This is a genomic window from Chryseobacterium sp. CBSDS_008 (assembly GCF_049959325.1).
GTDB lineage: Bacteria > Bacteroidota > Bacteroidia > Flavobacteriales > Weeksellaceae > Chryseobacterium.
Map to the genome: position 1 here is coordinate 1,099,750 of NZ_CP188202.1, position 20,282 is coordinate 1,120,031.

At 37.0% G+C, this 20,282-nt stretch carries 19 protein-coding genes; 13 read left to right on the forward strand and 6 right to left on the reverse strand.

Annotation, left to right across the window (positions count from 1 at the left end; all coding sequences use genetic code 11):
• The first annotated feature begins 118 nt into the window (after positions 1 to 118).
• The 5 genes from ACP3T3_RS04850 to rplI all read left to right on the forward strand — a co-directional run bounded on the left by ACP3T3_RS04850 (position 119) and on the right by rplI (position 3,668).
• Positions 119 to 745, forward strand: coding sequence for a hypothetical protein (locus ACP3T3_RS04850; protein ID WP_426478790.1), 627 nt, complete (start codon positions 119 to 121; stop codon positions 743 to 745).
• Between the two features lie 41 nt (positions 746 to 786).
• The gene (locus tag ACP3T3_RS04855) at positions 787 to 2,139 is read left to right on the forward strand and encodes a chloride channel protein (protein ID WP_426478791.1); all 1,353 of its coding nucleotides are present in this window, start codon (positions 787 to 789) and stop codon (positions 2,137 to 2,139) included.
• A 240-nt stretch (positions 2,140 to 2,379) separates the two neighbouring features.
• The gene (gene rpsF, locus ACP3T3_RS04860) at positions 2,380 to 2,721 is read left to right on the forward strand and encodes a 30S ribosomal protein S6 (protein ID WP_047374382.1); all 342 of its coding nucleotides are present in this window, start codon (positions 2,380 to 2,382) and stop codon (positions 2,719 to 2,721) included.
• Between the two features lie 31 nt (positions 2,722 to 2,752).
• A complete protein-coding gene (gene rpsR / locus ACP3T3_RS04865) occupies positions 2,753 to 3,055 on the forward strand; it encodes a 30S ribosomal protein S18 (protein WP_002979091.1) in 303 nt (100 codons plus the stop codon).
• A 109-nt stretch (positions 3,056 to 3,164) separates the two neighbouring features.
• Entirely contained in the window at positions 3,165 to 3,668 is a 504-nt protein-coding gene (gene rplI, locus ACP3T3_RS04870) for a 50S ribosomal protein L9 (RefSeq protein ID WP_426478792.1), read from the forward strand.
• A gap of 308 nt (positions 3,669 to 3,976) precedes the next feature.
• On the opposite strand, the gene ACP3T3_RS04875 is transcribed toward rplI, so the two are convergent.
• On the reverse strand, positions 3,977 to 4,780 hold the full coding sequence (locus tag ACP3T3_RS04875) for a helix-turn-helix domain-containing protein (RefSeq protein ID WP_426478793.1): 804 nt from the start codon (positions 4,778 to 4,780) through the stop codon (positions 3,977 to 3,979).
• Positions 4,781 to 4,916: 136 nt separating this feature from the next.
• Between ACP3T3_RS04875 and ACP3T3_RS04880 the strand changes: the two genes are divergently transcribed.
• The 5 genes from ACP3T3_RS04880 to ACP3T3_RS04900 all read left to right on the forward strand — a co-directional run bounded on the left by ACP3T3_RS04880 (position 4,917) and on the right by ACP3T3_RS04900 (position 10,998).
• Positions 4,917 to 6,251: a TolC family protein gene (locus ACP3T3_RS04880; protein WP_426478794.1), complete on the forward strand. Its 1,335-nt coding sequence runs from the start codon at positions 4,917 to 4,919 to the stop codon at positions 6,249 to 6,251.
• 5 nt (positions 6,252 to 6,256) lie between these two features.
• Positions 6,257 to 7,303 carry an HlyD family secretion protein gene (locus ACP3T3_RS04885; RefSeq protein ID WP_426478795.1) on the forward strand — a complete coding sequence of 349 codons (1,047 nt, stop codon included), beginning with the start codon at positions 6,257 to 6,259 and terminating at the stop codon, positions 7,301 to 7,303.
• A gap of 290 nt (positions 7,304 to 7,593) precedes the next feature.
• Complete coding sequence (locus ACP3T3_RS04890) at positions 7,594 to 9,156, forward strand: MFS transporter (RefSeq protein ID WP_426478796.1); 1,563 nt, start codon at positions 7,594 to 7,596, stop codon at positions 9,154 to 9,156.
• A gap of 220 nt (positions 9,157 to 9,376) precedes the next feature.
• A complete protein-coding gene (locus ACP3T3_RS04895) occupies positions 9,377 to 10,738 on the forward strand; it encodes an aldehyde dehydrogenase (RefSeq protein ID WP_426478797.1) in 1,362 nt (453 codons plus the stop codon).
• Between the two features lie 74 nt (positions 10,739 to 10,812).
• Positions 10,813 to 10,998, forward strand: coding sequence for a bacteriocin-like protein (locus tag ACP3T3_RS04900; protein WP_426478798.1), 186 nt, complete (start codon positions 10,813 to 10,815; stop codon positions 10,996 to 10,998).
• Between the two features lie 34 nt (positions 10,999 to 11,032).
• Here ACP3T3_RS04900 and ACP3T3_RS04905 read toward each other — a convergent pair whose 3' ends face one another.
• The gene (locus ACP3T3_RS04905) at positions 11,033 to 11,599 is read right to left on the reverse strand and encodes a thioredoxin family protein (RefSeq protein ID WP_426478799.1); all 567 of its coding nucleotides are present in this window, start codon (positions 11,597 to 11,599) and stop codon (positions 11,033 to 11,035) included.
• 80 nt (positions 11,600 to 11,679) lie between these two features.
• Here ACP3T3_RS04905 and ACP3T3_RS04910 point away from each other — a divergent pair, with 80 nt between their 5' ends.
• From ACP3T3_RS04910 to ACP3T3_RS04920, 3 genes are all read left to right on the forward strand, one after another.
• Positions 11,680 to 12,564, forward strand: coding sequence for a lysophospholipid acyltransferase family protein (locus tag ACP3T3_RS04910; RefSeq protein WP_426478800.1), 885 nt, complete (start codon positions 11,680 to 11,682; stop codon positions 12,562 to 12,564).
• A gap of 6 nt (positions 12,565 to 12,570) precedes the next feature.
• Positions 12,571 to 13,563, forward strand: a complete 993-nt coding sequence (locus tag ACP3T3_RS04915) for a glycosyltransferase family 2 protein (protein WP_426478801.1) — start codon at positions 12,571 to 12,573, stop codon at positions 13,561 to 13,563.
• A gap of 202 nt (positions 13,564 to 13,765) precedes the next feature.
• Positions 13,766 to 14,320 carry a 3'-5' exonuclease gene (locus ACP3T3_RS04920; protein WP_426478802.1) on the forward strand — a complete coding sequence of 185 codons (555 nt, stop codon included), beginning with the start codon at positions 13,766 to 13,768 and terminating at the stop codon, positions 14,318 to 14,320.
• Positions 14,321 to 14,363: 43 nt separating this feature from the next.
• Here the strand turns inward: ACP3T3_RS04920 and apaG are convergent, their stop codons facing one another.
• The 4 genes from apaG to ACP3T3_RS04940 form a co-directional block, all read right to left on the reverse strand.
• Entirely contained in the window at positions 14,364 to 14,753 is a 390-nt protein-coding gene (gene apaG / locus ACP3T3_RS04925; RefSeq protein ID WP_426478803.1) for a Co2+/Mg2+ efflux protein ApaG, read from the reverse strand.
• Between the two features lie 79 nt (positions 14,754 to 14,832).
• Positions 14,833 to 16,086, reverse strand: coding sequence for a 2-oxoglutarate dehydrogenase complex dihydrolipoyllysine-residue succinyltransferase (gene odhB, locus ACP3T3_RS04930; RefSeq protein WP_426478804.1), 1,254 nt, complete (start codon positions 16,084 to 16,086; stop codon positions 14,833 to 14,835).
• 40 nt (positions 16,087 to 16,126) lie between these two features.
• Positions 16,127 to 18,943: a 2-oxoglutarate dehydrogenase E1 component gene (locus tag ACP3T3_RS04935; RefSeq protein ID WP_426478805.1), complete on the reverse strand. Its 2,817-nt coding sequence runs from the start codon at positions 18,941 to 18,943 to the stop codon at positions 16,127 to 16,129.
• Positions 18,944 to 19,068: 125 nt separating this feature from the next.
• Positions 19,069 to 20,109 (reverse strand): SRPBCC domain-containing protein, encoded by a 1,041-nt coding sequence (locus tag ACP3T3_RS04940; protein ID WP_426478806.1) that lies wholly within the window; start codon positions 20,107 to 20,109, stop codon positions 19,069 to 19,071.
• Between the last annotated feature and the right edge of the window lie 173 nt (positions 20,110 to 20,282).

Consider the following 20,282-nt stretch of genomic DNA (forward strand, 5'->3'; position numbering starts at 1 on the left):
TAAAACTTAAATTTACATTACAAAATAACAATTATTCAAATCTATTATTATATAATAATAAACTTTCTAGGAAATTAGATTTATTAGCATTATTTTTAAACAAATAATTTATAAGAAAATGGATCCGGATTATAGGAAATATGACGTCACAAGGTTTTTTGATTTCACAGAACCGGATGAAAAACTCATTACCGAAATCTATAATCTGCTTTCTTTATCGTATGATATTACAATCATTGATATCAAAGAGTCTCCATATGAGCAGTTCAGCTCTTTTGATATGTATCCGTTATTTATTCCACGCATCTGTTACCTGGTGAAGGATATGAATAACAGCAATAACCCTTTCTATCTTTTTATCGTCAGTAAAGTGGGAATAAATTCCAAAGGCGGACGTTTAGATCGTAAATATGACACTATCCAGCTTTGGGGATTAAAAAAACTAGAAGAAGAATTTGGATATATTTCCATTAATAAAAAAAAGCTAATGGATAAGATTGCAGGAATCTTCAACAGTTTCTCCATTAATTTTAAAGATCCTGACTTTAAAGATTTTTATGTCGTGGGAAGTGATTCATTTAAAACCATGAACTTTTTAACCCAAAAAAGAAAAGAAACAATAAAAAGCTTCTCTGATGAAGGCTTTAAGCTTGAAGTTAGAAACAGCATTTTAAGCTTTGGTATACCTGATATTCTTACGGTTGAAAATGCTGAAATCATCTCAAAGTTTTTAAACGAAATATAATTTCCAAAATTTACCGTAATTTCATCCCTCAAAACCTGCAGATGCTGAAACTTTTCGTCCTCATAAAAAAATCCCTCAAAAATTCCTTCGATAACATCCGGAACGAACAGCTGAAGCATAATCTGCTTCAGGCGATTCCTTTCTGGATAGGATCTGTGATTACAGGTTTCTTTGCGGTGATCTATGCACAGGTATTTGCATGGGGTGAAAACCTGATGAATTTTATCTTTAACTGGCATGCATGGATGATTTTCATTATCGCTCCCATTGGATTCGTCCTTTCCTGGTGGCTGGTGAAAGAATTTGCTCCCAATGCCAAAGGAAGTGGCATTCCTCAGGTGATGGCGGCAGTAGAATTGGCTAATCCCAAAGAACACCGAAAGATCAGGAGCCTTCTGAGCCTTAAGATTATTTTTTTCAAAATCCTTTCTTCTGTCGTTCTGGTAATCGGAGGAGGCGCTGTAGGACGTGAAGGTCCAACTATTCAGATTGCAGGTTCTGTTTTCAGAAAGGTCAACGAATATCTTCCTGAATGGTGGCCGAAAATCTCCAAGAAAAACATGATCATGACCGGAGCGGCAGCAGGACTTGCGGCAGCCTTCAATACCCCGTTGGGAGGAATTGTCTTTGCGGTGGAAGAACTGTCCAAAACCCATATCAATTACTTTAAAACAGCTTTGTTTACGGCGGTAATTATCGCTGGTCTTACTGCTCAAACACTGGCAGGCTCTTATTTATATTTAGGATATCCGAAAACCAATGGTGTTTCTTTAATGGTCATGTTTCCGATCGTACTCGTTGCAGCTACTGCCGGTATTCTGGCCAGTCAGCTTTCTGTTAGCATGCTAAAAATCAATGGCTGGAAGAAAAAAAAACTGAAAACAGATAAGGGAAATGTAGTCTTTCTGATTATTTGTGCATTAATTATTGCTTCCATCGCTTATTTTATCAACAGGGAAATTCTGGGTTCAGGAAAAGAAATTATGGAGCGGGTACTTTTCACCAAGGACAAGCATGAAGACTGGTACGTCCCTATTCTGAGAATGCTTGGCCCTGCCCTTTCTTTTACTTCCGGAGGGGCGGGCGGAATTTTTGCACCGGCTCTCACTGCCGGAGCAAGTATAGGCTCTGTTATTTCGGGAGCCATTCATTTAACACCCAACGAAACCAATGTAGTAGTTCTGGCCGGAATGGTAGCTTTTCTTACCGGAATTACGAGAGCTCCGTTTACTTCAGCCATTATTGTGCTGGAAATGACAGACAGACACTCATTGATATTCCATCTGATGCTTGCCGGAATGGTATCTTCCATTGCCTCTATTTTAGTGAGCAGACATTCTTTGTATGATGTGTTGAAGGTGAATTTTCTAACGGAGATCAGGGAGAAGGATTAGTTTCGGGATACGGGATACGAAGCCTGGTTCAGTTGTCCGTCATTATTGCGAATTATGAAGTTTTAAGGATACTTTTATTGGAATACATTAGGAATGGTTCAAGAATTTTAAACTTAAAACCCCAACTTAAATATTAAACTCGTAACCCACACCAGAAACATTTTCACTCCAAATATTGCATATTACAAATTTATTTTCTACTTTTGCACCTCGAAATAATTAACAAATTCATTTAACATTATGAACAATTACGAAACTGTTTTCATTTTAACTCCCGTTCTATCTGAGTCACAGGTAGAGGAAGCAGTGAACAAGTATGTAGATCTTATCAAAGAAAAGAACTGCGAAATCGTTGCTAAAGAAAATTGGGGATTAAAAAAATTAGCTTACCCTATCCAATTGAAAAAGAACGGGTTCTATACTCTAATCGAATTCAAAGGAGAAGGTAGTGTAGTAGCTGATTTAGAATTGGCATTTAAGCGTGACGAGAGAGTAATCCGTTACCTTACTACAAAACTTGACAAGCATGCTGTTGAGTACGCTGTAACTAGAAGAACTAAAGTAAAAGCAGCTAAAGCTTAATTATTAACCCTATTTTTTAAAAAGACAAGACATGGCAATAGATGAAATGGCTAAACAAGCCTCAGCTGGAGGAGAATCAGAAGTAAAATTCCTTACTCCGCTTGATATCAATACAAAATCTGAAAAGAAATATTGTAGATTCAAAAAATACGGAATTAAGCACGTTGACTACAAAGATGCTGATTTCTTATTACAATTCGTAAACGAGCAAGGTAAAATTTTACCAAGAAGATACACTGGAACTTCTTTAAAATACCAAAGAAAAGTTTCTGCTGCTATCAAAAGAGCAAGACACCTTGCATTACTACCATACGTAGCTGACTTATTGAAATAAGACAAAAAATAAATAAAAGAAGAGGTATCCTCTTCTTTTGTTGCTGAATACATCATTAATTCTAACTTGATTTTAGTTCACTCTAAAATCCCAAAAAAGGACAACAACAATGGATATTATCCTAAAACAAGACGTAGAAAACTTAGGACTTGAGTTTGATACAGTAAGCGTAAAGCCAGGTTATGCTAGAAACTACTTACTTCCTCAAGGAATTGCACTTTTAGCTACCCCTAAAAACAAAGCAGCTTTAGAAGCTACTTTAGAAGCTAGAAAAGAAGAAGAAGCTAAATTAATCGCTGCTGCTAACGCTGTAGTTGAGCAATTGAAGAAAACTTCTATCACTATTCCTGCAAAAGTAGGTTCTGGTGATAAATTATTCGGATCTATCAACAATGCAGATCTTTCTGCTGCTCTTGCTAAAGCTGGAGTTTCTGTAGAGAAGAAATACATCAAAATTCCAGGGAACACTATTAAGAGAACTGGTAAAGTAACAGCAAACATCAGATTACACAGAAACGTTGAGTACAATTTCGAATTCGATATCGTATCTGACGCTCCGGTTGTAGCTGCTCCTGCTGCTAAAAAAGAAGAAGTTAAATCTGAAGAAGCTTAATTAATATAAGCGACTGAGATTTTCTCACAATACAGACCACTTCAATTTATTGAGGTGGTTTTTTTGTGGAATTTGGAAAAGATTGCGCATAGAACTACCCCGTCTTTTTGCTTTGCAAAAATCCACCCCTTCGGGGAAGGGGAATGTAGAAAATCTTAACTGTTATTACTTGTTAAAAGAGCTTTTCCCAGCCTTATTTGGTTCAGAAGCAAAGTATGTAGTAGATATATCTTATCCAGCGTTATAAAACCTGCTACCATGCAACCCGTAACCCGAATCAATCTCAAACCCTCAAACCCTCCCACTCCTTACTTATCCCCTTTCAGTTTATGCTGATATTCTGTAGGAGCAATACCGATTACCTTTTTGAAGATATTGCTGAAAGACGACAGGCTGTTGTATCCTACCATCATCGCGATCTCATACATATTATATTTTCCTTCAAGCATCAGCTCAAGAGAACGGGTAATCCTTAAGGCTCTTAGAAAACGGACGTAATTCATGCCCAGAATCTCTTTAAATTTCCTTGAAAGGGTTCTCGTGCTCAATCCGAATTCTTTTGCCGTAGATTCTATCGTAAGGGGTTTTTCAAGGTTAGCATGAATGTAGCGCGCTATCTTCAGTAATGTTTCATCTTTTGGAAACGGATGCTGTATCGGAAATGCCAGATGTTTTTGTTTCTTCTCCTGTAAAACTCCTTTAAAAGCTTTGAGGAAAAAATATTTATCACAATCATTTTTTGTGATTTTCCCATCCCACTCTTTGGTGTATAAAATCATCTCCCGAAGCAGATTATTAACGGAATAAATATTTATTTCATCAAAAAAGCCACTTTCATGTTCTTCTTTTTTAAAATAAAAATTATATAAATCAACTTTCGGGCTGGTAGAAAAAATATAATGGGGCGTTCCGGCAGGAATCCACATAAAGCATCTTGCAGGAAGATACCAGTGCCTCTGATCCGTAAAAACATGTACGATACCGCCCTCTGCATAGACTAACTGTGCAGAACTGTGATAATGAATCTCTGTAGTTACATTACCTGTGAGGACATGGTAAATATAGAATTCCGCATCATCTTCTTCTACGGCTTTAAAATGGCTGTTGTTCATACTATAAAGGTAAGAAGATTTTCTAAATTGGCGTAAATGAGCAAATATTTTTCTGTTTTCACAAATAGAGTCTGCAGTTCCTCATCGTAACTTTGCTGCATCAAAATCATTTTAGCAAAAATCCTTTAATTAATTTATGAATATCATATTTAACGCATGCCGGTATCTGTGCATAGCGTTGTTCTTATTATTGAGTAGTTTTTTATACTCACAGATGATAGATTATCAGCATCTCAGCCTACAGCAGGCTGTAGAGGTTGGTCTGAAAAACAACAAAAACATACAGATAAGTCATCTGAAACAGGAAATGTCCGTTACCAAAGAGAAAGACCTCAAAATGGAAAAACTTCCGGACATTGAATTTCATACAAGCTACAATCAGGTAACCAATTTGTTTCAGCATCAGGATGGTGTATTCAACAAAGCCACCAAGTATGATGTGATCAATGGAATGTATGATTTTACATTATCGGCTTCTATCCCGGTTTACATGGGTGGTAAAATAAAAAATGCTGAAAAGAAAGCGTCTATTGATACTGAAATTTCTGCTTTAAAAACACATCTGGACGAGAGACAGCTTACAATGGCAATCATTACAGCTTTTCTGCAGATTCATCATTTAAAAGAGCAGCAGAGTCTCATTAATGATAAGATGAAGGAAGATTCTGTCAATATCAAGCAGGTAAAAGCTCTTAAAGCCAATGGTGTTGTTACTGTAAACGAAGTTTTAAGAACCTCACTGCAGCTTTCCAATCATAAGATGAGCTGGACAGAGCTGGATAACGATATTCAGATTGCAGAACATAAGCTTAAAACTATTCTTTCTCTTCCGGAAAGTCAGGAAATGCATGTGAATACAGAGGATCTTATTTCGGAGAATGCTGCCATTCCTTATATTGATGAACTGACAGAAACCGCTTTAAACAAAAATGAATCTGTTGCAATTACCCATAAAAATCTTTCATTGAAGGAACTGGATCAAAAGATTACCAAAGCGAATTATTTACCCAAAATTACGGCTGGCGGAGAATATTTTTTAAAGTATCCGAATATGATGTTTTTTCCTCCTGAACCTTATGCGTATCGCCTGGGAATGGTAGGGGTAAACCTTACTTATCCTATCGAGAATCTGTATAAAAATAAATACAGAATGCAGGAAGCACGGGAAAATATTGATCTTGCCAGGCTTCAGATCGAAGAAAATGAAGAAAATGTAAGACATAGTGTGTATGAAGCTTACAAAAAGTTCGAAGAGACGGATCAGAAAGTAAAAATTGCAGAAGAAGCCATTAATCAGGCTAAGGAAAACTACCGCATCGTAAGAACAAAATACGCCAATAAGCTAAGTCTTATCACTGAGCTGATAGACGCCGACAATACTTATCTGGAAGCTGAATCTAATCTTATTTCCGTAAAAATCAACAGACAACTTAAATACTACCAACTCCAATATACGATTGGAAACTTATAAAAACTATGGCACAGAAACAACTGACACAAAAGGAAAAAAGAATCAACAAGTCCATTACTTTGCTGGCCTGGATCCTGATTATAAGCGGAATCACAGGAATGGTAAGTTTTTATCTTTTTTCGAGAAAAAATGTGACAACGAATGATGCACAGATCGAACAATATATCACGCCTGTATCCAGTAAGGTATCAGGGTTCATTAAAACTATAAAGTTTAACGAAAATCAGTTTGTACACAAAGGGGATACTTTAATTGTCATAGACAACAGAGAGTTTGTGAATCAGGTACACATGGCAGAAGCTAACCTTCATGCGAATACAGCAACCATCAGCACTATTGAAAGCGGTGTCAGCACCAAAGAAAGTGATACCAAGATTATTGATGCTAAAATTGCTTCCGCAAAAATTGACATCTGGAGAACGGAACAGGATTATAAAAGATATAAAAACCTCTTGGCAGAAGATGCTGCCACCGAACAGGAATTTGAGAATGTGAAAGCTTCTTATGAACAGTCAAAGGCCAATCTTCTGGCATTGGAACAGCAGAAAAATGCAGTAAGAGCCGGTGCAAATGAACAGCAGACTAAAGTTGCTCCCGTAAAAAGCCAGATCCAGCAGAGTTCAGCAAGCCTTAATAATGCCAAACTTTATCTTTCTTATACGGTGATCACCGCTCCTTATGACGGATGGGTAGGAAAAAAGGCCATTCAGGAAGGGCAGTTGATTAAAGAAGGTCAGGCGCTGGTTCAGATCGTAAGCAAAGAAAAATGGATCATTGCGAATTATAAAGAAACACAACTAGGACAGATTGACCAAAGCCAGGAAGTAATTATTACAGCGGATGCCTATCCCAATGTAGAATTTAAAGGAAAAATACTTTCTGTTTCTCCAGCTTCAGGATCTCAGTTTTCATTAGTAAAACCGGATAATGCAACGGGAAATTTTGTAAAAATCGAACAGAGATTTCCCGTGAAAATTATTCTAGATAACAATAAAGACAACGAAAAACTGCTTTCCGGGATGAATGTTCTGGTGAGTGCGAAGAAGATATGAGTTTGAGTGTGGGAGTGTTTGAGGGTATTAGAATATTAGAGTATAAAATATCCGGTTTTATTATTATTTTCAAATTCTCCCATTTTCAAATTTTCAAATTAAATTATTTTTTTAGCGAAAAGACAAGCCGCAAAATAGCGAATCTGCCAATTTTTTCTTAGCATATTTGCCCTTTTACCTTTTACTTGTTTACACCTTTGCCCTTTGTCTTTTCGCATTTTTTAAATCCGGCTTAATGACAAATTTGTTCATTTTCCATCTCTTTTTTCTAAGCTTAATGCTTACAAATTATGCAACACAATACAATTTATCATAAATGGGTACCACAATGGCTGAAGCTGCCACTTCTTATATTGGCATTGTTTCCCCATTTGATGTTGTTGTCGCTTTTACATTCCAACAGCGCCTTCACCTCTTCTTTTATGGATGCAGATTCAGATGACATCCAGTATTTAATGATTTTGATGTATGGGACATTTGTGGTTACCCTTTTAGTTTTACAACGGTTTATGGCATATTTCAGCGTCAAATATTATGTCCTGCTGATGGCCTCCATTTCCGTGATAATCCTCTATGTTTTATCAGTAACTCATGATTATCATGTTATATTGGTAATCCGGTTTTTAGAAGGAATTTTCGGGTTGCTGGAAGGCGCTATTTTCCTTCCTCTGATCATTGCGGAATTAAAGACAAAACATGCCAAGGTATTAGCGTATCTCTTCATGTATACGATCATGCTCACCGGAGGAACAATAACCACTTCCCTGTTGAAATCAAGCATTGAGAATTACGATTTTCAGCATATGGTCCTGATGATGGTATATTTTCATGTGTTTGTACTGATTATTGGTATTGCCCTGTTCAACAGAAACAGATTCTTTCCTAAAAAGCCTTTGTACCAACTGGATATTACCAGCTGGTTTTTACTTTGGGTATGTCTGCAGGCCGGCGGTTATGCTGTTATTTATGGTAAAAGACTCATGTGGTTCGAATCCGATACTATTATCATGTGCCTGTTTATATTCCTGCTTTCAGGAGGCTTATTTATGCTTAAACAGAGAAATTCCAAGAGACCGTTATTCCATTTTGAAGTTTTAAGTTCAAAGAATGTGATTGCCGGAATGATTTTGTTTTTCATTTTTTACCTGATCCGCTCCGGATTGAATAATGTATACAGCATCATGGCTACCGTATGGAAGTGGCCGTGGGATTATATTGTGAACATCCAATACTGGAATGTGGCAGGAACGCTGTTGGGAATATTATTATCGGGAATCTGTCTGGTTCGCGGGATTTCCTCAAGAATTGTTTTCTTTACAGGTTTTCTGCTGCTTGCCATTGACTGTGCCTGGTTTACCTATACTTTTTATCCTGACACTACCCTTTCAACGATCTGTCCGCCATTATTTCTGCAGGGAATCGCTCAGGGACTATTATTTACACCGCTTGTTTTCTTTCTAATCTCAGGAACTCCGGAAGAATACGTATCCAATGCTACAGCTTTGGGAACTACAACGCGTTTCTGGACAACAGCTATCGGATATGCCCTAATGCAGAATCTGATGCTTTTTTTAACATTAAAACATTCCGATACACTCAGTGCCAACTTCACAGATACCAATCCTGTATTTTACAGCCAATGGAGCCAGCTTTTCGGGGCTAATATCTCAAAACTGTCAGTTAATGATTCTTTATCTATGACTGCAGGAGCTTTTAAAGCCAAAATTACAGCCCAATCTATTCTTCTTTCCAATATGGAAATTTTTACAGGACTTTTCTGGTTAGCAATTGTTACAGCAATCGGCCTGCTGCTTTATCATCCGGTAAAAATAGTCATAAGAAATATCATGTAAAACAGAGGAAGCTGGAGGCTGGAAGGCCTATATAATAATTAAAGTCGCTTAGATAAATATATAAAACTTAATAATTTTTATTGAATAACTTCCTACCTTTAAATGACCGGGAGTAACTTCCCGTTCCCATCTTCCATCTCCATCACTTTGGCCGGTTTATTGTTCGTGTTTTTTATCGCAATATTGCACAGACCACTACGTTTAATACAAAAGCTTACGAATGGAAATTGAAAGAATTTTACTGAGCCAAAGGGATTTTTTTAAAACGCAGCAAACCAAAAGTCTTGCCTTTCGGAAAATGTACCTCGAAAAGCTTAAAAGTCTTATTATTTCAAATGAGAAAATGCTGTATGAAGCTGTTAAGAAGGATTTCGGGAAATCAGAATTTGATACTTTCACCACAGAATTATCCTTCATTCTGAATGATATTAATTATTATATCAAAAACTTAAAATCGCTGTCAAAGCCTAAAAAAGTAAGCACCAATCTCGTCAATCAGCTCGGACACAGTACAATTTATGCAGATCCTTTGGGTTGTATATTGGTAATCGGAGCCTGGAATTATCCTTATCAGCTGTCACTTTCTCCCATTATTGCGGCAATGGCTGCCGGAAACTGCTGTATTCTTAAGCCCAGTGAAATTGCAGAAAATACGATGAACGCAATGGCTTTCATCATCAATGGAAATTTCCCACCTGAATATTTGTATGTCTATGAAGGGGGTATTGAGGAAACAACAGCACTTTTAACATTAAAATTTGACAAGATATTTTTTACAGGAAGTACAAAAGTCGGAAAGATTGTTTACAAAGCAGCTGCAGAACATCTCACTCCTGTAACGCTTGAACTGGGCGGAAAGTCGCCGGCTATCGTTACCAGAAATGCCAATCTCGAACTTGCAGCTAAAAGAATTGTCTGGGGGAAATTCCTCAATGCCGGACAAACCTGTGTAGCACCGGATTACCTGTTGGTAGAAGAAACCATTCAGGAACAGTTTCTGGAAATGCTCAGAAAATATATCAGAGAGTTTAAATACGAACCGGATTCTGAACAATATACCAGAATTATTAACCAAAGAAATTTCCAACGGCTTATTCGTCTTATTGATCGTGAAAAAATCTATTCAGGCGGGAGTTTCAACGAAGAAAAACTATACATTGAACCTACTATTCTGAATCATATAGACTGGAATGACGAAATTATGCAGGAAGAAATTTTCGGCCCGATTCTGCCTGTGATCACCTTTCAGAGCTACAATGCAGCACTCAACTCTATTCTGGAACTTGAAAAACCATTGGCAGCTTACCTTTTTACCAATAATTCTGAAGAAAAAGAAAATTTCACCAGGAAGCTGTCTTTTGGAGGCGGCTGTATCAATGATACGGTGATGCATTTAAGTAATGACAATCTGCCATTTGGAGGTGTGGGAAGTTCCGGGATAGGAAATTATCATGGGAAATTCGGCTTTGAAACCTTTTCTCACCAAAAAGCGGTTCTTGAAAAAGCGACATGGGGTGAACCTAATATAAAATATCCGCCTTATTCTGAGAAAAAATTAAGCTGGATAAAGAAATTACTGTAATAATTCCTTAAGTAGGGAATTTGCATAATAATAATGTATTTTATAAAAGTCAAATTATTTAAATAAAATACATTATGAAAAATTTAAAAAAATTATCAAGAGAAAAATTAAGTAAACTAACAGGAGGAGGATCTTGCGCAGGTACTTGCTCAGACGGATCTTTTGTTTACATTAGTTCATGTACATCGTGTATCAGTTACTCCGGGGGAGCGGCTTGTTATAATTCACATGAAGAAAGCATTTACGTTGAAAATTGTTAAATGAAAAGAGGCTGTCAATTCAGCCTCTTTTTTATTAAATGTCTCCAGTTTTAAAGAATTTCATTACTGCTTCCTTATCATATCCATTATCTTTTTCAAGAACTCTACTATCCTTTAAAATATGAATCATTTTTCCATTTTTATCTAAAATAATAAAAAAAGGATACCCTTGTTTTTCTTTAATATCTATATACCGGGCAAAAACTTTTTCATTCTTATTATCCGGAGAATAGTTCAGGTGATAATACAGGTAGTTTTTATCTACGATTTCCTTCAGTTCAGGGGTAGTCTGCACAAAATTATTAAAACGAAGACACCAGATACACCAGTTACCACCAGCCTGAATCATAATATTTTTACCTTCTTTCTTAGCCTGAGCGATTAATTTATTAATATCAGCCTGAGCATCCGCTTTTGGATCATAAGGTTTGGGAAGCTTAGCTTTTTCTTCAGCCGCTTTTTTCTTTGCTTCTAACTCTTTCTGCTCAGTAGGCACTATAAGAGCTGTTTTTTGCTTTCCTTTATCCGGAGAATTCTTTACATCCTGTGCAAAAGCAATAGCACTTAATCCCAGGAAAGCTAACAATGTCAATTTTTTCATAACATAAAAATAAAAAAATAATATATATCCCCCTGCAAAAATAGAACCATAATTTTATTATCACTAAATTTGCGTGTTTTATGAATTTTCTAATCAAAATATTATATCTGATCGCCAAGCTTCCGCTTAAAATATTATATATTTTTTCGGACGTCATCTTTTTCCTCAATTATTATATTGTAGGATACAGAAAAGAGGTTATCACCCAAAATCTCAGAAACTCTTTCCCAAACAAATCTGAAGAAGAAATTAAAGAGATCCGAAAAAAGTTTTATCTTAATTTTTCAGATTATCTGGTAGAAACCATCAAATCTTTCAGCATTTCGGAGACAGAAGCCAGAGTGAGAATGCAGCATATCAATCAGGAACTCTTTCATGATGCTAAAAAGGAAGGTAAAAATATTATCCTGCTCGCAGGGCATGTTTTTAATTGGGAATGGATCAATGCATTGGCAAAGATTGTTCCCCAGGCTCACTGCCATCCTGTTTACAGAAAGGTGAACAGTGATTTCTGGGAAAATCAGATGAAAAAGGTTCGAAATAAATTCGGAAACGAAGCATTGGAAGCCAATGAAGTAATCCTGAATATTTTCAGATCTAAAAACAACGGTGATTCTGCTTATATGTTTGTTGCTGATCAAACGCCTCACCATGCTCATGTCACTTACGGATTAGAATTTTTGAACCAGCGTACTCCTGCTTTTATCGGATATGATAAACTGGCCACAAGAATGGATCTCGTTTTTATCTATTGTGAAATGAAAAAGGTAAAACGCGGTTATTATCAGGTTAATTATCACAGAATATGTCCGGATGGTGAAAAATTTACAGAAAATGAAGTGGTAAGAAAGTTCCATAAATTATTGGAAAACACCCTACACAAACATCCTGACAATTATCTTTGGTCACACAGAAAATGGAAATATCAGGACTCCATTAAAAATTTTGATTCTGAAAAAAAATAGTTTGACATGCAGAAAAAACTGGCAGTTGCTATCTTAAACTGGAATGGCAGGAATTGGCTTGAGAAATTTTTACCTGGTGTTGTTCAATTTTCTCAGAATGCGGATATTTATGTTATTGACAATCTTTCCACGGACGATTCTATTGAGTTTCTACAAAAGAATTTCCCCACAGTACAGATTATTAAAAATGATAAAAACTATGGGTTTGCAGGCGGTTATAATGAGGGACTGAAAGCGATTAACAATGAATATTACTGTCTGCTCAATTCTGATGTAGAAGTTACAGAGAACTGGACAGAACCGGCACTGGAATTATTGGAAAATAACGCTTCTGTTTCTGCAGTACAGCCAAAAATTTTATCTTATCATCATAAAAGTCACTTTGAATTTGCCGGTGCAGCGGGCGGATTGATTGATAATCTGGGCTATCCTTATTGCAGAGGCAGGATTTTTGATGATCTGGAAGCAGATAAAGGACAGTATAATGATGAAACAGAGATCTTCTGGGCTTCAGGGTGCTGCTTTTTTATCCGCGCAAAAGACTTCCGGGAACAAAAGGGGTTTGATGCAAGATTTTTTGCTCATCAGGAAGAAATTGACCTTTGCTGGAGACTTATTAATTCAGGAAAAAAGATTTATTATACCGGAAAATCCAGCGTTTATCATGTAGGCGGCGGAACCCTTAACAAGCAAAGCGCACAGAAGACTTATTTAAATATGAGAAATAATCTTTCTATGATGCTTAAAAACCTTCCCTTTCCTCAATTAATCTGGATTATCTTTTTCAGATTACTGCTGGATGGCGCTGCCGGAATTTATTTTGGACTGAAGCAAGGCCTCCCACATCTTTGGGCAGTATTAAGGGCCCATTTTGGATTTTACGCCCAGCTTCCGGGAACATGGAAACTTCGCCAGAAACATCAGAAGAATCGGTTTTATCAATCGAAATGGTTAATTTTTAAACACTTTTTGGGTGGAAAGGTAGCAGGTAGCAGATGATAGATGGCGGGTAATAGGTTGCAGGGTTAGGAAAACAGATTCCCGGCTATACAAAAACCGGAGTTTTGTCAATAAAAAATTATAAACTTCAACTAACCTTAACTTTAAAACCCTAAACATTGAACATTGAACATTGAACATTAAACTAAACTATAGAACTAGTAACAAAAAACAACCAGCAACAACTTATAATTTTTAAACAATGGATTTCTGCGCAATAGATTTTGAAACGGCCACTCACGAGAAAAGTTCAGCTTGTGAGATGGGAATTTGTGTCGTACAGGATTCTAAAATTGTTGAAACCAAAACCTGGCTGATCAAACCTCCGAGTTTTCCTTATTTCAGTAAATTTAATATTGCCGTTCATGGAATTTACCCCGAAGATGTGAAAGATGCACCTACCTTTGATGAAATATGGTATGAAGCTCAGGAAATGATGTATGGCAGCCTTATGGTTGCTCATAATGCAGGATTTGATGCTTCTGTCTTAAGAGGATGTCTTGAGCATTATGGGATGTTTACGCCGAAATTAAACTACCTGTGCAGCATACAGCTTGCCAAAAAATCATGGAATTATCTTCCTAAATATGGCCTGAAGCCATTGGCAGAATATCATAAAATTGATTTTACTCACCATAGAGCAGGCGCTGATGCTGAAGTATGCGCCAAAATATCTTTACTGGCATTTGAGAAACTCTTCCTCACCAGCAATGATGAAGTACACGAGTATATGAAGGCAAAAATCAAAAAACTTTAATATACAGATTACTGAACCCGGGTTTTCAGCCTGTAATCTACAATTAATTACTCAACACCTCAGACAGCAGATTGAATTTAGGAATATCAATCTCAAAAGTCTCCTGTGTTTCCATGTTTTTAACAAGGTATTTTCCGCTCATATTTCCTACTCCGGAACGAAGCATAACATTGGAGAAGTAAGCGAAATTTTCGCCGGTGCCTATTTCAGGGGTAAGACCTATTACGCCGTCTCCTATGATTTCTGTATATCCAAATCCTACGTCAAAAATCAGCCATTTTCTTTTCAATACTTTAATAGGAAAGCTTGCGTCATTTTCTATCGTGATATTGTATTTAAAAACGTAACGGTTTTCGGATGGATAACTGTTTTTACTATCATATTCAGGGATTACTGAAACTTTGATATTGGAAGTCATTTTTGAAAACATCATGGTAGTATTTTCTTAATAGATACAAAAATCTCGCCTTTTTTAAGGCGAGATACTATATTTACATTATATTTCAATAAAACTATAATCCAAGACCTTTTCTTTCGTCACCTCCCATTAATATCTCAACAGGATTGTCGATACCTTCTTTTACCGCAACAAGGAATCCTACAGACTCTTTACCGTCAATAATTCTGTGGTCATAAGACATCGCTACATACATCATTGGTCTGATTACCACCTGTCCGTCAACAGCAACCGGTCTCTGGATAATGTTGTGCATTCCCAGGATTGCAGATTGTGGAGGGTTGATGATTGGTGTAGACATCATAGATCCGAAAGTACCACCGTTAGTGATTGTGAAAGTACCACCAGTCATTTCGTCAACCGTAATTTTACCGTCTCTTACTTTGACAGCAAGATCTTTGATATTGGCTTCAACGCTTGCAAAAGACATGTTTTCAGCATTTCTCAATACCGGAACCATTAATCCTTTAGGACCAGAAACGGCAATGGAAATATCGCAGAAATCATAATTTACTTTGAAGTCACCGTCAATAGATGCATTTACATCCGGATACATTTGTAATGCTCTTGTAACCGCTTTTGTAAAGAAAGACATGAAACCAAGTCCAACTCCGTGTTTTTGAGCAAATTCTTCTTTATATTGTTTTCTTAATCTGAAGATTTCAGACATGTCTACTTCGTTGAAAGTAGTTAACATAGCTGTTTCATTCTTTACAGAAACTAATCTCTGAGCTATTTTTCTTCTTAAAACTGAAAGTTTAGTCGTTGTAGTAGATCTTGACCCTGTTGCAGAAAGCGGGCTTCCTCCTAATGCAGGAACGGCAGCTAATTCAGCATCAGTTTTAGTAATTCTTCCGTCTCTTCCTGTTCCTGAAACCTGGGCAGCATCCATTCCTTTTTCGTCAAGGATTTTCTTAGCAGCCGGAGATGGAGCTCCTGTTGCATAAGTTTGCGGAGCAGCTACCGGAGCAGCTGGTTTTGGAGCTTCCTGTTTAGCAGGTTCAGCAGCTTTCGGTGCTTCTTCCTGTTTTGGAGCTTCAGCAGCAGGTGCAGCACCTTCTGGTTTTTTAGCATCCATATCAATTAAACAAACTACCTGACCTACCTGTACTACATCACCTTCTTCTGCCTTTAAAGTGATAATACCACTTTGTTCTGCAGGCAATTCAAGAGTTGCTTTATCTGAATCCACTTCGGCGATAGGTTGATCTTTTTCTACATAATCACCATCTTTTACAAGCCAAGTTGCGATTTCAACTTCTGTAATTGATTCGCCCGGTGAAGGAACTTTCATTTCTAAAACTGACATATCGAGTATTTTTTATTTTTTAATTTGATTATTATTTGAATTAAGCTGTAACTGGTCTTTTTGCAGGTGCATCATCTCTGTCAAAAACTCTGTTGATCACTGCATTTTGGTTTTTCTCAAACATTTTGTGGCTACCTGGAGCCGGAGCACCGCTTGGTACCGGAGCAACGACCTGGATTCCTGTATCTCTGAAGTTTCTCAGGATATAAGACCAGGCACCCATATTTTCAGGTTCTTCCTGAGCCCACACCAATTGTTTTCTGTTTTCGTATTTGCTGAAGATGGCTTCAATTGCATCTGCCTGAAGCGGATATAACTGCTCGAATCTTACTAATGCAATATTTTCACAGTTCAGTTCTTCTTTCTTCGCCAATAATTCGAAGTACAGCTTACCTGAACAAAGAACTAATTTTTCTACTTTTTTAGGATCTGCAGTCGGATCGTCTAATACCGGCTGGAATGCACCGTTAGCAAAATCTTCAAGCGGAGAAACCACTTTAGGGTGTCTCAATAGAGATTTAGGGCTCATTACGATCAATGGTTTTCTGAATGCCCATTTCAACTGTCTTCTTAATAAGTGGAAGTAGTTGGCAGGTGAAGTAATATTGGCTACTACCATGTTTTCGTTAGCACAAAGTGTAAGGAATCTCTCCAATCTTGCTGAAGAGTGCTCTGCTCCCTGTCCTTCTGAACCGTGAGGCAGTAACATCACCAATCCGTCCTGGATTTTCCATTTTTCTTCTGCAGCAGCTAAATACTGGTCAACGATAATCTGAGCACCGTTCACGAAATCTCCGAACTGCGCTTCCCAGATGGTTAATGTATTTGGAGAGGCCATTGCATATCCGTAATCGAAACCTAGAACCCCATATTCTGAAAGGTGAGAGTTGAATACATCAAATCTGCTTTCTGATACGTGTCTTAACGGGATATATTCTTCTTCTGTATCTTCAGTTTTTACTACAGCGTGTCTGTGAGAGAATGTACCTCTTTCCACATCTTCTCCGGAAATTCTTACATTGTGGCCTTCCACAAGAAGTGTTGCATAGGCTAACCACTCTCCTAACGCCCAGTCTAATGAATTTCCTTCAATAGCTTTGATACGGTTTTCGAAAAGTCTTGTAATTTTATTGATGAATTTTTTGTCAGCTGGCAGTGTTGACATTTTAAGGGCCAGTTCTTTCAGCTTCGCCAAGTCATATTTTGTATCTACCGGCAACTGAACTGCTCCTCTCTTTCCGATTGGGTAGTTCGTCCAGTCTTCAGCCATAAACAGATCCATTACATTCTTCTCAATCTCTTTGGAAGCATCAAAATCTTTGTCTAGAAGAGCTTTGAATTCTGTTTCCATTTTAGCGATTACATCGTTTGAAGTAACGCTGTCTTTAAGCAATTTATCTTTATAAATTTCTCTTGGATTCGGGTGTTTTGAAATGGTTTTATATAGATTAGGCTGAGTGAATCTTGGTTCATCACCTTCATTGTGACCATATTTTCTGTATCCTAAAAGGTCGATATAAACGTCTTTTCCGAATTTTGCTCTGAAGTCAGCAGCAAAGTGGATGGCATGAACAACAGCTTCAGCATCGTCAGCATTTACGTGCATTACAGGAGATTCTGTAACTTTTGCAATGTCTGTACAATATGTTGAAGATCTTGCATCCATATAGTTGGTTGTAAATGAAACCTGGTTATTGACAACGATATGAACTGTACCTCCTGTTCTGTATCCTTCCAGAGTCATCATCTGAGCCACTTCGTAAGCAATACCTTGTCCGGCAATAGCACCATCACCGTGGATGATGATAGGCAATACCTTAGAGTAATCTTTATATTTGTCATCTACTTTTGCACGGCAGATCCCTTCTACCAAAGCAGCAACTGTTTCAAGGTGAGACGGGTTTGGAGTAAGGTTAATAGAAACCTCTTCTCCGGAAGCTGTTTTGATTTTTTTAGATGATCCTAAGTGATATTTAACGTCACCTGAGAATACATCTTCTTCGAATTCTTTTCCTTCAAATTCTGAGAAAATCTGTTTGTAAGATTTTCCGAAGATATTGGTCAATACGTTCAGTCTACCTCTGTGGGCCATTCCCAATACCACTTCGTCTACTCCTAGCTGAGAAGATCTTGAGATCAACTGATCTAAAGCCGGGATTAATGTTTCACCTCCTTCTAATGAGAATCTTTTTTGTCCTACAAATTTTGTGTGAAGATAATTTTCAAACGCAACCGCCTGGTTTAACTTTAATAAAATTTCTGTCTTTTCGTTGGCAGAAAGGCTTGGGTGGTTTTCATTTACCTGAAGCCATCTTTTGATAAAATCTTTTTCTTCAACGTTGTTGATGTGCATGTATTCTACTCCGATAGAATCACAATAGATGCTTTCAAGATGCTTGATCAAATCTGCCAAAGTAGCAGGTTCTTTCATTCCTGTTTCAACAGCACAGTTGAATTTTGTATTTAAATCTTCTTTGGAAAGACCGAAGTTCTCGATGTCTAAAGTAGGGGTATAATGTCTTCTTTCTCTAACCGGGTTGGTTTTTGTAAAAAGGTGTCCTCTTGTTCTGTAAGCCTCAATAAGGTTTACTACTTTAAATTCTTTCTTGATATGCTCAGGAACTTCTCCGTTTGATACTGCCTGAGAAATCTGTTGCTGTACTGCCGGGGCAGCGTTGGCCGAAGCCTGAATAAATTGGGTGTTATCGTCATCTCCGTAGTTCTCCAAAGCAAAATCGAAGCCTTGAAAGAAGGCTTTCCATGATGGTTCTAGGGAGTCGGGGAATTTTAAGTACTGTTGGTATAAATCCTCAATTAATTGAGAATGAGCTGCGTTCAGGAATGAAAATCTGTCCATTATTACAGTTTATCTATTTATTAAAATTTATTTGTAGAATTAATCTTCAAATTTAATAAAAAAAACCGAGTTAGAACAGTCTGAAACCGTTAAAAAAACTTAAGAAAAAATAAATTAGAAAAAAATTACTTATATACTGTTAATGAGAGCTTCATATTAACCTCCTGCCCTTCCATCGGCCGTTCAATAAAGGTCTGGCGGATATCTCCGAAGCGCATCTCGTCTTTTTTGGCTTTCTGAATCAACTGCTGAATTGCCCGAATCCGTCCTTCATAGTTCCCTTTGTAGTAGATTACGTAGTTTTGGGATGGATTTACGGACCTAAAATTAAAGTTATTGTCAGATACTCCTATTTTCTTAGAAAGCGGAATTCCGAGGAAATAAGAAACCTCCTTGTCTTTGTAATTATCTGCGTCAGTAATGAGGACCGGATATCCGAATTCATCATCTTTTTTTCCAAGGTCCATCGACACGAAATTATAGACTTTATTATAATTCATTACGATATTTTTGTAAAGTGCGTCTTTTTTGTTCGACGTACTGACATTAATCCCCAATAAAAGCTTGTCTTCTTCATTTTCCACCATCAGACTGTCATATTTGATTGCTGCCATCTGGTTGTCTTTTTCCACTTTGTTACCCAGAACATTTTTCAGGCTTACCATGCTTTTATTAATATTTTCGGCAAACCGGTCTTCCGTCCAGAAATTTTCTACTCTCCTGAACACAGAAAGTTTAGGCGTGTGCACATACCATGTAATCTTTGTTTTATCCGCAGAAACAGGCTTAAACTGAACATCCACCACTGTTGGGCTTTCATTCCTGTCTTCAAAAAGCTGGTATCTTAAGCTTTTAGCAGGGTTTTCATAACGGATGAACATTTCCCCGTCCGTATCGTTTTTCGGATCTACATAGCTTATGGCACTACCCTGACCTTCGTACGGGGTATAATAATCGATATCAATAGACGGTGAACTTGTAAAAAAATTGTTCCAACGGGTAAAATGCTGAAGATTATTAAACTGAGAAAAGACTTTATCTATGGGATAATCGACTTCTTTTTCTATCTTAAAATCCTTGTTTTCATCCACGAAAAAATACATGGAAGCAGCATAGGCTCCTACCACAAGAATAAGAATTACGGCTATTATTTTAAAAAAACGCATCACGCAAAAGTAAGACAAATAAAAAAAGTAACCAATATCTCAGTTATTTTGAAAAGATCCTCTTAAAACAAATTGCAGTGTAAAAAAAGTGAATTATTTAATTATCATTTTATAAATAAGTGCATTATAATTAGCTATTTTAATTATTAATATGTTATTTTATAAAAATAACT